Source organism: Jeotgalibacillus proteolyticus (genome assembly GCF_002926065.1).
Taxonomy (GTDB): Bacteria; Bacillota; Bacilli; order Bacillales; family Jeotgalibacillaceae; genus Jeotgalibacillus; species Jeotgalibacillus proteolyticus.
In genome coordinates this window covers 292,015-304,874 of the sequence record NZ_PREZ01000005.1, presented here as the reverse complement: position 1 = coordinate 304,874, position 12,860 = coordinate 292,015, and the positions used below count along the sequence as shown (strand labels likewise).

General features: G+C 43.1%; 13 protein-coding genes and 1 riboswitch. Of the genes, 7 read left to right on the top strand and 6 right to left on the bottom strand.

Features of this window, described 5'->3' with window-relative positions:
- The first annotated feature begins 17 nt into the window (after nt 1-17).
- On the top strand, nt 18-668 hold the full coding sequence (locus C4B60_RS14600) for a 3'-5' exonuclease (RefSeq protein ID WP_104058757.1): 651 nt from the start codon (nt 18-20) through the stop codon (nt 666-668).
- 117 nt (nt 669-785) lie between these two features.
- The gene (locus C4B60_RS14595) at nt 786-998 is read left to right on the top strand and encodes a hypothetical protein (RefSeq protein ID WP_104058756.1); all 213 of its coding nucleotides are present in this window, start codon (nt 786-788) and stop codon (nt 996-998) included.
- A 52-nt stretch (nt 999-1,050) separates the two neighbouring features.
- On the opposite strand, the gene C4B60_RS14590 is transcribed toward C4B60_RS14595, so the two are convergent.
- Nucleotides 1,051-2,430, bottom strand: a complete 1,380-nt coding sequence (locus C4B60_RS14590; protein ID WP_104058755.1) for a dipeptidase — start codon at nt 2,428-2,430, stop codon at nt 1,051-1,053.
- Nucleotides 2,431-3,135: 705 nt separating this feature from the next.
- Here C4B60_RS14590 and C4B60_RS14585 point away from each other — a divergent pair.
- From C4B60_RS14585 to C4B60_RS14575, 3 genes are all read left to right on the top strand, one after another.
- A complete protein-coding gene (locus C4B60_RS14585) occupies nt 3,136-4,395 on the top strand; it encodes a hemolysin family protein (RefSeq protein ID WP_104058754.1) in 1,260 nt (419 codons plus the stop codon).
- Nucleotides 4,396-4,467: 72 nt separating this feature from the next.
- Nucleotides 4,468-4,580, top strand: a riboswitch (SAM riboswitch).
- A 74-nt stretch (nt 4,581-4,654) separates the two neighbouring features.
- Nucleotides 4,655-5,710: an LLM class flavin-dependent oxidoreductase gene (locus C4B60_RS14580; RefSeq protein WP_104058753.1), complete on the top strand. Its 1,056-nt coding sequence runs from the start codon at nt 4,655-4,657 to the stop codon at nt 5,708-5,710.
- 22 nt (nt 5,711-5,732) lie between these two features.
- Nucleotides 5,733-6,695 (top strand): ATP-grasp domain-containing protein, encoded by a 963-nt coding sequence (locus tag C4B60_RS14575; RefSeq protein WP_104058752.1) that lies wholly within the window; start codon nt 5,733-5,735, stop codon nt 6,693-6,695.
- Between the two features lie 39 nt (nt 6,696-6,734).
- Here C4B60_RS14575 and C4B60_RS14570 read toward each other — a convergent pair whose 3' ends face one another.
- Complete coding sequence (locus C4B60_RS14570) at nt 6,735-7,541, bottom strand: alpha/beta fold hydrolase (protein ID WP_104058751.1); 807 nt, start codon at nt 7,539-7,541, stop codon at nt 6,735-6,737.
- A 184-nt stretch (nt 7,542-7,725) separates the two neighbouring features.
- On the opposite strand from C4B60_RS14570, the gene C4B60_RS14565 reads away from it, so the two are divergent.
- Together C4B60_RS14565 and C4B60_RS14560 are read left to right on the top strand one after the other, a co-directional pair.
- Nucleotides 7,726-8,043 carry an ArsR/SmtB family transcription factor gene (locus C4B60_RS14565; protein ID WP_104058750.1) on the top strand — a complete coding sequence of 106 codons (318 nt, stop codon included), beginning with the start codon at nt 7,726-7,728 and terminating at the stop codon, nt 8,041-8,043.
- A gap of 79 nt (nt 8,044-8,122) precedes the next feature.
- Nucleotides 8,123-8,986 (top strand): permease, encoded by an 864-nt coding sequence (locus C4B60_RS14560; RefSeq protein ID WP_209020094.1) that lies wholly within the window; start codon nt 8,123-8,125, stop codon nt 8,984-8,986.
- A 156-nt stretch (nt 8,987-9,142) separates the two neighbouring features.
- On the opposite strand, the gene fdhA is transcribed toward C4B60_RS14560, so the two are convergent.
- From fdhA to C4B60_RS14540, 4 genes are all read right to left on the bottom strand, one after another.
- Nucleotides 9,143-10,366, bottom strand: a complete 1,224-nt coding sequence (fdhA, locus tag C4B60_RS14555) for a formaldehyde dehydrogenase, glutathione-independent (RefSeq protein ID WP_104058749.1) — start codon at nt 10,364-10,366, stop codon at nt 9,143-9,145.
- A gap of 185 nt (nt 10,367-10,551) precedes the next feature.
- Nucleotides 10,552-10,815, bottom strand: coding sequence for an adhesin (locus C4B60_RS14550; protein ID WP_104058748.1), 264 nt, complete (start codon nt 10,813-10,815; stop codon nt 10,552-10,554).
- Between the two features lie 84 nt (nt 10,816-10,899).
- Complete coding sequence (arsC, locus tag C4B60_RS14545; protein WP_104058747.1) at nt 10,900-11,319, bottom strand: arsenate reductase (thioredoxin); 420 nt, start codon at nt 11,317-11,319, stop codon at nt 10,900-10,902.
- A gap of 229 nt (nt 11,320-11,548) precedes the next feature.
- Nucleotides 11,549-12,847, bottom strand: a complete 1,299-nt coding sequence (locus tag C4B60_RS14540) for an arsenic transporter (RefSeq protein WP_104058746.1) — start codon at nt 12,845-12,847, stop codon at nt 11,549-11,551.
- Nucleotides 12,848-12,860: the final 13 nt, after the last annotated feature.

Sequence of the window (12,860 nt, the reverse complement as noted above, 5' to 3'; positions counted from 1 at the left end):
AGAAAGGAGGTCTGGAGATGGCGATTTGGTCTAGAAAAATATTTCAGGATCATATAAATCAGGATATCCCTCTCTCGACTCCGCTTGATCATGTAAATCTGCTTGTCGTCGATACTGAAACCACAGGGTTTGCAATCGGCAAGGAAGATCGATTAATTGAAGTAGGGGCAGTGCCGATTGTCGGGTTAAAGGTTCTGGAAAAACATATTTTCCACTCTCATGTGAACCCGGGTAGAACAATCCCTTCTGAGATTACAGCTCTTACGTCGATCGAAGACAGTGACGTAACAGACGCTCCATCTGCTCAAAAGGTTATAGAAAGACTTTTTGCATTTGGAAGTGAGCATAATGTAAATGGCATGGCGGGTCATTATCTTTCCTTTGACATGCTTGTGCTTAAGCATGAACTCAGAAGAAGCTCCTATAAATTTGTCCAGCCGGCAGCAGTTGATACGCTTGATTTGCTTGCTTATTTGGTGCCTACCTGGGAAATGAAGGATCTGTCCTATTATGCAAGTGTGTTTGAAACAAGAATGTACGACAGGCACAGTGCAGTAGGAGATGCCCTGACGGCCGCCTATCTGTTTTGTGAACTCTGTGAACGAATTAAGGAAAGAGGGAAGGGAACCTGGGGGGATTTATTGGAGCTTTCTTCCTTGCGTTTTTAAAATTTGTTGAAATATGCTGAAGGTGGTTTTAAAGGGATTAGTATTCGGGAATAGTTCCTTGTGTGGAAATTTTACAAGAATGGCTCGTTCCCGAGCAGAAAGAAAGGATAGTAAACGATGTCTATCGATTCAATCATAAATGAATTACAATCCCTTAGCAAAAAGGCTTCTTCACCGGAACAGCTGGATGATCTGTATGCAGACCTTATGATACGGATGGAAAAGAAATTTAAAATTCCGGATGTCATTACAGGTGAGTGGGAGCAGGAAAATAAACCGGTAAGTACAGTCTACAGGCTGATTGCAAGCAGCAGACTGATGGAGACATAAATGAAAAGACTACGCAGCTTGAGCTGTGTAGTCTTTTTTACTATAATATTTTTTATTTTTTAAATGCTTTTGACAGTTCGTTATAATAGTCTGCTATAACCAGTAGACCCTGATCAAAATTCTCAAGATGGAAGTGTTCGTTTGGTGCATGGAAATTCTCACCCGGGAGGCCAAAGCCCATCAGCACAATCGGTTTTTGAAGAAGCTGGTCAAATGTTGCCACAATAGGTATGGATCCACCGCCGCGGATATACTGCGTAGGCACCCCGTAAATTTTTTCATACGAACGGCCTGCAGCCTGAATAGCAGGGTGATCGTAAGGTGTGACATATGGCGCACCTTTATCAAATGGCGTGACATTCACCGTTACCCCTGGTGGAGTGTGGGCATGCACATGGCTCGTCAGAAGCTCTACTATTTCATCCGGATCCTGATCAGGAACAAGACGGCATGTAATCTTTGCATGCGCTTCATTTGGCAGAACGGTTTTAATCCCTTCTCCCTGGAAGCCGCCCCACATCCCGTTAATTTCAAGAGTCGGACGTACCCACATGCGTTCTAGGGTGGTATAGCCCTTCTCTCCGGCAAGTTCAGTTACGGCAAGCTCCTTTTTTAGCTCATCATCTGAAAATTGCAGGTTTTCATAGGCTGCCTTTTCCTCATCCGTTAAGCCTTCCACTTTATCGTAGAAGCGGTCGACCTGAATGACTCCATTGTCATCACGAAATGAATCGAGTAAGCGGACCAGAGCATGAAGTGCGTTTTGGACGGCGCCGCCGTAAAGACCGGAGTGGAGATCACCTTTAGCTCCTTTTACATCGATTTGAATTCCGGCTAAGCCACGAAGACCATAGCAGATTGCCGGCTTTCCTTTTTCCTGCATGCCGGTATCAGAAATTACAATGACATCAGCGGATAATAGCTCCTGATTTTTCTCAACAAAATCCGGAAGATTTACACTGCCGATTTCTTCTTCGCCTTCAATTAAAAATTTTACGTTAACCGGAAGCTCCCCGTCAGTGTCCATCAGTGCCTGGAGTGCTTTAACATGCATAAAAGTCTGCCCTTTATCATCGGTTGCACCGCGGGCAAAAATTTTATTATCGCGAATCGCAGGCTCAAACGGAGGGGTCTCCCACAGATGAAGAGGGTCAACAGGCTGGACATCATAATGGCCGTAGATGAGCACCGTAGGCTTTCCTTCTGCATGAAGCCAATCCGCGTAAACGACGGGGTGACCGTCAGTAGGGTGAAGCTTAATATTCTCCATGCCTATTTTCTCAAGCTGATCAGCGATCCACTGAGCACCTTTCAGCGTATCTGATTTATGCTCTGAAAGGGCGCTTATGCTTGGAATAGAAAGCCATTCCGTTAATTCTGCTAAATGCTGATCTCTTTTATCCTTAAAGTATTGAGTAAGATTAGTAGACATTCTGCTTCCTCCTTGAATAGAACTTAGTAATTTGACAGATTTAAAAATTTAGGTTATGATGGTCGTTGATCGTTTTACGAAATTGGCAATTTTGAGCAGCTGTCCTCACCAGCTGTAAACTAAATAAAATATAAGGTCTGGAATACAAGGCCTGAATGACAACCCGCATAAAGAGCGGGAGAACTGAGCAGTAAAAATCGTTTGACACCGGCAGTAGGTTTTATTCACCCTCAAAGCATGTCAGCGTGCACCCCTGCACTTGACTGGCATCCACTATTTTCTGCGTATCAAAGGATCCTTCCATGTTTTACTTCTTATCGGTTCAGCAGATGCATGAACCCTTTCAGACCAACATCCAGATAACGTATGTATGGAGACCCCATACCATAAGTAAATGTCTGATTCACACTGGCACGGTCGAGGAGCCGTAAGGACGAAAGAGAGGTAGGGCTTTCGTTGTTTTAGGTATTATGTAAGTCTTTTTCGTAAAACAGATCACCAAAATTACCCTTCTCCTTCTACTTTACAACTACACAACCTGATAATCAATTCTTCCCCACTGAACCTAATCAGCAATTATCCTTCCCATTTTCTTTGTTTATCTGACAAAAACACTAATTTCTTTACATACGAGTGGAAATTTTATCTTAATTGGTATACGCTATTTATAATTATTTTACGTTGATTTTATTGGGAGGAATATTGTTGGAATTTATAGCCATAGCCTTATTGCTTTTTGTGTCATTTTTTCTTTCTGGAAGTGAAACCGCTCTTACGGCAGTGAATAAAATGAAAGTGAAAACACGAGCTGAAAAAGGTGATAATGCGGCTGAAAAGCTACTCCAAACCGTTGCAAAGCCGGATAAAATGATTACGACTATTCTAATCGGTAATAATATTGCAAATATCACACTGCCTACACTGGTTACGATGATTGCCATTCAATACAACTTTAGTGTAGGGATTGCCACCGGTATTCTCACTGCAGCGGTAATTATTTTTGCTGAGGTAATCCCAAAAACGATTGCAGCAACATTCGCTGACCGTATTGCCTATATTGTCAGTCCGGTTATTCGGTTTTTGATGATTATTTTAAGCCCAATAACCTTTTTGCTTTCCCGATTAACAAATGTAGTCATCCGCATTTTATCTAAAGGGGATATTAAAGAGGCGACCATTACGAAGGATGAACTGAGAACAATGGTTGACATTGCTTCTACAGAAGGGACTTTCCTTTCAGACGAATCCCTGAGAATTAAAGGGGTTCTGGACTTCCAAAAAAAGGACGTTGGAGATGCCATGAAAACACCCCGTGTGGAAATCGTGGGGATGCCGGTAGATTTTACGTATGAGGAAGCCAGAAACCATGTAGTGGATAACCCTTACACCCGCTATCCTGTTTATAAGGAAAACATGGATAATATCGTTGGTGTTTTTCATTCCAAGCAGGTAATTGAATGGTCATTGGACCCTGAGCGGGAGTTTAGCGAATTCATTGATGATGATCCTTTATTTACTGTAGAATCTACCTCAATTGAACGCATTTTTAAGCGGATGCTTCAGGCGAAAAAGCATTTTGCTGTTGTCTTGGATGAATACGGAGGAACCCTTGGGATCATTACCCATGAGGATATTATCGAGGCCATGATTGGTCAGGAAATTTCTGATGAAAATGATGATGAAGAGGAAGTCTGGATCGACGAATTAACCGATAAGCATATTATCTGCCATGGCAAGCTTGCCATTCACCGGCTTAATGACGTCTTCAAGACGAAACTGCCAGAGGAGCAGGATGTGTTAGCCGGATTTGTCTTAAAGGAATTTGGCCATCTTCCTGAAGAAGGAGAAGAATTTGATTACCAGCACCTGAGGTTCAGTATTGTAGAGATGGAAAAAAATAAAATCACCAAAGTTAAAATTGAAAAACGAATGGTAGATGAGCTTAAGGAAAAAGAGTCGGAGTAGTGTAAAAGTCAATCAGCATTCTTGACGGATACCCGATAAATGATATAGGATTAAAGGACAAAAATGAATAAACTCTTATCAAGAGAGGTGGAGGGATTGGCCCTATGAAGCCCGGCAACCGCTGAACATCAGTTCAGAAAGGTGCTACATCCAACAGGAGAATGTAAACTCCTGAGAGATAAGAAAGAAGCATACATGTAAAACTTCTTCTGTCTCAGAAGAAGTTTTTTTGTTTTATAAAAAAGGGAGATGAACAGGCATGAAGTATGGATTCTGGTTACCTATTTTTGGCGGCTGGCTGCGCAATGTTGAGGAAGAACAAATGCCGCCAACCTTTGACTATGCAAAACAGGTCGTACAAGCGGCGGAGAAGTGGGGATATGATACCACACTGATCGCAGAGCTTTATCTAAATGATATAAAAGGACCCGAACGGGATTCTCTAGAAGCATGGTCGACAGCAGCGGGACTTGCTGCTGTAACAGATAAAATCGAAATTATGACAGCCATTCGCCCGGGGTTCCACAATCCAGCTGTAGCGGCAAAAATGGCAGCAAATATTGATCATATTTCAAACGGACGCTTTACACTGAATGTCGTTTCGGCATGGTGGGCGGAAGAAGCCAAGCAGTATGGCGGGGTGTTTACCGAGCATGATGAGCGCTATGACCGGACAGAAGAATTTCTGCAGGTAATGAAAGGTCTATGGGAGCAGGACACCTTCAGCTACGAAGGAAAGTTTTACAATATCCAGGATACGAAACTTGAACCAAAACCGGTTCAGCGTCCAAATCCTATTTTATATGCTGGCGGGGAAAGCCCAAGAGGAAAAGAAACCATTGTTGACCATTGTGATGCCTATGTAATGCATGGCGGAACACTTGAAGAAATTGAAACGAAAATTGCGGATATGAAGGAACGCCGTGCCGCAGCAGGAAAGAATCCGTTTCAATCCTTTGGGATGGCGGCATATATTGTATGCCGTGATACAGAAGAAGAGGTCCAGCAAGAGCTTGCCCGTATTACGAATGTGAAGGACAGCAGCGCATATGCAGGCTACAACGACTTCATTTCAAAATCCCAGCTTGAGCAAAAAATTGAGCTGATGGACTATTCTGTTTCTAACCGCGGTCTGCGTCCAAATTTAATTGGAACACCTGAACAGATTGCTGATCGGATTGTTGCTTTTGAAAATGCCGGCCTGGATTTATTGCTGCTTCAATTCTCACCGCAGCTGGAGGAAATGGAGCGTTTTTCAAAGCAGGTCATGCCGTTAGTTGAAGAAAAGCGGCAGCTTGCCGGGCTAAATAAGTAATAGACTACTAGGAGGATTCACAATGAGCAAAATATATGTCTTACATGAAAATGATGAATGGACAGTCCATTTAACCAATAGATTGAAAGAATTAAACCTGCCTTATGAAACCTGGCATCTTGATGAAGGACTTGTTAATTTAACAGAAGAGCCGCCGGAAGGGGTTTTTTACAGCAGAATGAGTGCATCATCTCATACAAGGGGCCACCGTTTTGCCCCTGAGCTGACTGAGTCGGTGCTTGCCTGGCTAGAGCGCCATGGCAGAAAGGTATTTAACGGCTCACGTGCTCTTCGTCTTGAGGTTAGCAAAGTAAACCAATATATGGCGTTAAATGCAGCAGGGATCGAAACGCCAAAAACCATTGCCTCTGTTGGAAAAAAACAAATCATTGAAGCAGCTGAGAAGCTCGGGGAACGCTCCTTTATTACAAAGCATAATCGTGCAGGAAAAGGTCTTGGCGTCCAGCTGTTTCATTCGATTGAAGGGCTGAAGCAGTATGTTGAAGGGGAAGACTTTGAATTGCCGGTAGACGGCATTACCTTAATTCAGCAATACATTGAAGCGCCGGAGCCTTATATAACCCGTTGTGAGTTTGTAGGAGGGAAATTTGTTTACGCTGTACGTGTAGATACGTCTGAAGGCTTTGAGCTTTGTCCTGCAGATGCCTGTCAGATCGGCGACCTGTACTGTCCGGTTGGGGAGGAAGTGGAGGAAAAGCCTAAATTTCAGGTGGTTGAAAATTTTGCTGATCCAATTATTGCCCACTACGAAAACTTCTTAGCTGCAAATGATATTTCTGTTGCAGGAATTGAATTTATCCGTGATAAAAATGGAACGGTGTATACGTATGACATTAATACCAACACCAATTATAACCCTGATGCAGAAGCGAAGCATGGAAAATACGGTATGCTCGAGTTAGCTAAATTTCTTGAACAGGAATTGAACAAGCAGGGACATATCCCGGCATTGCAAAGAGGCTGAATCAAATAAGAGCTCTCCCGTCTTGGGAGAGCTCTTATTTTAATTCTTTAGGAAACGAAGAATTTCCTGATTCACTTTTTCTTTTTGCTCGAAAATAAAGCCGTGTCCGCTGTTTTCAATTTTAATTAGCTTAGCATTCGCCAGCTGTTCTTCAAGCAGGGTTGAAAAATCAATAGGACAGATTTCATCCTTTTCACCGTGCAGAAGAAGAACAGGAACATTTACAGCTGCGAGATCTGAACGTCCATCTTCATCTCTCAGTGCCTGTGCTGAGTTTATTGTTCCGTGAGCCGATGCCTCTAAGCCAAGGGTGCCAAACCACTGCTTAAAGGGCTCTGAAGGCTCCTGATAAAAGAATTGGTCGCCAAATTCTTTTAAAAATGCAGGTCTGTCCTGTTTAATGCTTTCAATCATCCCGTCAATTTCCGATTTTTCAATTCCGAGTGAAAAATCATCCGTTTTTGTAAATCGCGGAGCAGCGGGAGCAAGAAGAAGCAGCTTGGAAATCTGGTATTCCTTATGTCTGGCCATGTATCTTAGCGCAACCGGGCCGCCCATAGAAAATCCTGCGAGTACAGCGTCCTCAAGCTGAAGGTATTCAATAACGGCACGAACATCATCTGCCTTGCGGTCATAATCATACCCGCTATCAGGTCGATCTGATTTTCCGTATCCGCGCTGGTCGATCCCAATAAAACGATAGCCCTCTTCCACAAGATCATTTATCTGGTATTCAAACATCTTATGGTTGACCGGCCACCCGTGAAGAAAAATAACCGGTTGACCCTCGCCAATATCCTCAACAAAAAGCTTTACATCCTGTTCTACTTCAACATAATGTCCCATTCTTTTCCTCCTTTATTGTCTTGAATCTGAGATAGTTAATATTTACCCTCTCGCAATAGCAGATAGTCATTTTAATCCAAATTCTTTAAATCAATTTTTTTTGATTTAATAATTGACAGCTTGTGTTAAGAAGAATATGATAGGTATACATCAAATAAATTTGATTCAGGAAAGGACAATAAAAATGCTAAAGACGTTAGAGCCAACTCAGGAAACATTTCAGCAATTTGAAAAGAAATACAAAGCCTTAGCTGATGCAAAAAGACTGGAAATTCTTCATTTAGTTCAAAAGCACAGCTCAGTTTGTGTATGTGATCTTGCTGAGATGATTGATATGCCGCAATCCAAGCTTTCCTACCATTTAAAGCTGCTGCTCGAGGCAGGGTATCTTACGGTGAAGAAGAAGGGAACATGGAATTACTATTCCATTCACGATGAGGAATTAAATAATGTGTTATCACCCGAGCTGTGTTGTTTGTTTCGTAATGAGGATAAATGCTAAGTGCTTTATCTGATCTATATATCAATTTTTTTTGATATATAAAGACCAAAAATAACTGATTTAAAGGTGCGTGATAACGATGGAGTTTATTCAGTCATTTTTATGGATTGCCCTTGAGCTGACAGGGTTATTTATTTTAATTTCATTCTTTATATCATTTTTGCAGTCCTGGATTCCTTATGACAAGGTCGAAAATTATCTAAAAAGGAGTTCAAGACTGAAGGGAGGTTTGTTTGCAGTTATCTTCGCATTTATTACACCATTTTGTTCCTGCTCAACTATCCCGGTAGTAGTAAATATGCTGAAAAATAAAGTCCCGTTTGGTTTGACCATGGTTTTTTTATTTGCGTCCCCTATACTCGATCCGACGATTCTAACCGTAATGGGGGTGATTTTAGGGTGGAAGGTGGCAGTGGTTTACATAATCATCACGATCTTTTTTTCAATTATAGTTGGCTATTCACTGGAAAGGCTTGGATTTGAGCGATATGTAAAACAAGTAATAATGGAGGGGTACACTCCAAAGTCTCAGGGGAAATGGAGCGTTAGAGATGCATTGACTGAAACGAAGGAGCTGATGAGATCTGTTTTTCCTTTTCTTCTGATCGGTGCGGCTATAGGTGCAGGCATTCATGGTTTTGTTCCTTCAGAGCTGATCGCTTCTTATTTCGGCCACGACGCATGGTGGCTGATTCCAGCTGCATCAGTAGCAGGGATTCCATTGTATATTCGATTATCCAGCATGATTCCAATTTCTCAGGTATTGCTTGCTAAGGGCATGGCTCTTGGGCCGGTTATGGCGATGATGATCAGCTCAGCCGGAGCGAGTCTGCCTGAAGTAGTCTTATTAAAATCCATATTTAAAACACAGCTTGTGATTATCTTTATCATCTCCGTTATCACCATGTCTACCGTATCGGGGTTTGTATTTTATCTTCTTTAAAGGAGGGGAGAATAGATGCTGAAAAAAGTAGTAGCCATTCTTAAACCGCAAAAGAAAAAAACCTGCTGTCAGGTAAAGATCATGGAGGAAAAAGAAACGAATAAATAAACAAAAAAAGCGCTCTTTTGTTTAACATAAAGGAGCGCTTTGATTTGTTTAACTATAATTCACCATATTGTGAGGATCTATAACGAACTTTTTGGAAGCACCGCCATCGAATTCCCGGTAGCCTTCAGGAGCATTATCCAGCGAAATGAGCGTGGCATTAACTGCTTTTGCGATTTGTGCACGTCCGCTAAGGATTGACATCATTAAATCACGGTGGTATCTCATAACCGGCGTCTGACCTGTAACAAATGTATGAGCTTTTGCCCAGCCTAATCCAAGACGGATTTTTAGTGTTCCTTCTTTTGCTTCATCATCGACCGCGCCAGGATCACCTGTTACATATAAACCTGGTATCCCCAAACGTCCGCCTGCGCGGGTAACGTTCATAATCGAATTCAAAACTGTGGCAGGGGCTTCATGCCCGCTGTCATCTCCATGTCCGCGTGCCTCAAATCCCACAGCATCAATTGCGCAGTCCACTTCAGGAGCCCTAAGTATTTGATCAATTTGTTCACCTAAATTACTATGTTCTTTTAAATTCACCGTTTCACAACCAAAGCTTCTGGCCTGGGCCAGGCGTTCTTCAATCATGTCACCGACGATAACCGTTGAAGCACCAAGAAGCTGGGCAGAGTGAGCCGCTGCAAGACCTACAGGACCAGCACCTGCTACATAGACTGTAGAGCCAGGCCGCACTCCTGCAGAAACGGCGCCATGGTAGCCGGTAGGAAAGATATCTGACAGCATCGTTAAATCAAGAATTTTTTCCATCGCCTGATCTTTGTCCGGGAATTTCAAAAGCTGAAAGTCAGCATAAGGAACCATTACATATTCTGATTGTCCACCGACCCAGCCGCCCATATCGACATATCCATAGGCAGAGCCCGGACGGTCAGGGTTTACATTCTCACAAATATGGGTATCGCGTTCCTTACAGCTGCGGCAGCGTCCGCAAGCGATATTAAAGGGAACGGATACAAGGTCGCCTTTCTTAATAAACTCCACATCACTGCCTGTCTCAATCACTTCACCAGTAATTTCGTGCCCAAGAACTAATCCACTCGGTGCTGTTGTGCGCCCTCTGACCATGTGCTGATCGCTGCCGCAAATATTAGTCGTTACGATCTTCAAGACGACCCCATGGTTGCATTTTCTTCCGACATTTAGAGGGTTTACACCTGGTCCGTCCCGAAGAACTAAATCAGGATATTGAATATCCTGAACCTCCACTTCACCAGGCTTCGTAAAGACAACTGCTCGATTTCCTGCCATCTGCGTCACTCCTTTGGATAGGTTTTTCCAATGAATGAAAGCGGTATCACGTTGTCTTCATTATAATATTTTAACAGAATAATTCAATTATTTTGATTTCGAGAGAGAATATAGAAATAGTGGAAGGGAAGGGTGGGGAGAAAGAGAGAATAAAAAAAGACCGGAATTCCGGTCAGATTATTGTTTTAAATGATGACGATTCCCCGTCCTTGAGGAGTGTCCTGCACGTCAATCGTAAGATCTTCTGTAAGAAACAAAATGCGTGGATCGATAGCGACTTTGATTTCATTAATGGTTTGAATGGCATCGTGAGCCTCAGGCATGTCGAGAGAAAATCCGAGCTGTTCAGGGTCTCCGCTCTGCTCCTCGAGAAAGATTCGGATGTTTGAGGCCTCGTACTGGTCGAATAAGTTTTTGAGTGCGCTGCGGGCTTCTTCGGTAATGTACATTTAAATGGCTCCTTTATAATTACTGAAACGTTCTATTACAACCACTTTAAACGTGTTATCAGCGAAACTCAAGCACCGGCTTTTTTACTTTCCTGTTTGGGCAAATTCCTTAATGCGCGCGCCGATCTGGTCACGAACGTTTTGGAACACCTGCCATTTTTCTTCTTCTGTTCCTTGAGCTTTAGCTGGGTCGTCAAAGCCCCAGTGCTCGCGCTTTACATGGGGAGGGGTTACCGGGCAGTGATCGGCTGCATGGCCGCAGAGTGTGACGACAAGGTCTGCGGTGTTTAGGATGTCAGGGTCGATGGTGTCTGACGTTTGGTTTGAGATGTCGATGTCGAGTTCTTTCATGGCTTTGACGGCGTTGGGGTTTAAGCCATGTGCTTCAAGGCCTGCGCTTTTGATTTCCCAATCGCTGCTTAGGTATTTTTTTCCGAAGCCTTCAGCTATTTGGCTTCTGCAGGAGTTTCCTGTGCATAAGAAGTAGAGTGTTTTTTTGGTCATTTTATTTCTCTCCTTTAAATTGAGTGAATGGTATTTAATTTAGCATGTTGATTTCCGCTGCAGGGGCATGCTTCCCGCTTCCTCCCGCAGGAGTCAGCCCCTTCCTCTGCAATCAACTCCTAGGTAACTTGTTTGCTTCTTCGAACCTGACATATAATATGTGAATGTATTACAAACAGCATGTGATTCCCGCACTGCCGACACAGGTGAAAAATCCTCCACCTTGTATTTACAAAATAATACTCAGCCACAGGTAAAGGCCGAATAGGGTGATGAGGAGGGTGGGGATGGTTAGGATGATTCCTACTTTAAAGTAATACCCCCAGCTTATTTTAAAGCCTTTTTTGCTTAGGACATGGAGCCATAAAAGGGTGGCCAGAGATCCGATTGGGGTTATTTTTGGTCCCAGATCGGAGCCGATGACGTTGGCGTAAATGAGTGCTTCACGGATGGCTCCGGTTGTGTTCGTTTCGTGAATAGCGAGTGCGTCGATCATGACAGTTGGCATATTGTTCATGACAGAAGAGAGTATGGCTGCGATAAAGCCCATACTGATGGTGGCAACAAAGAGCCCCTGATCAGCTGCCATTTCGATCACCTCTGCAAGAACCCCGGTGAGTCCTGCATTTCTTAGGCCATACACAACTACATACATGCCGATGGAGAAAAAGACGATTGCCCATGGTGCATCTTTTACCACGGTCCTTGTGTTTACTGCAGGACTGCGGCGGGCGATTAAAAGAAAAACAATCGCAATGCTGCCGGCTACAATTGAAACAGGAACACTCGTAAATTCACTTGCAAAGTAGCCAATTAATAAAGCTCCCAGCACAATCCAGGATAGACAGAACATCCGTACATCCTTTAGAGCATCATTCGGTTTTTTAAGCTGGCTCATATCGTAATTCTCTGGAATACTCTTACGGAAAAACAGCCATAAAACAAGAAGGCTGGCGCCAATACTGAAAAAGTTCGGAATAATCATCCGGCTTGCGTATTCGACAAACCCGATTCCAAATACATCAGCTGATACAATGTTAACGAGATTACTAACAATCAGCGGCAGGGAGGCGGTATCTGCGATAAAGCCGCTTGCCATGATAAACGGAAGAATCATCGCTTCCTTGAAATTTAAGTTGCGTACCATTGCAAGAACAATGGGGGTTAAAATCAGCGCAGCTCCATCGTTAGCGAAAAATGCCGCTACTAACGCACCTAAAAGCGTCACATACACAAACATTTTTATTCCGCTGCCTTTGGCAAAGCGGGCCATATGAAGAGCTGACCACTCAAAAAATCCAATTTCATCTAAAATTAATGAGATTATAATTAAGGCAACAAAGGTTAATGTCGCGTTCCATACGATGGCGGTTACATCCATGACGTCCTGTAAAGAAACAACCCCAAGCATCAGCGCAATAAGTGCCCCTGCACATGCCGACCAGCCAATGCCAAGACCTTTTGGCTGCCAGATGACGAGCGTTAAGGTTGTTAAAAATAAGATGACGGCTACAAAAACTTCTAACACATTCTACAGCTCC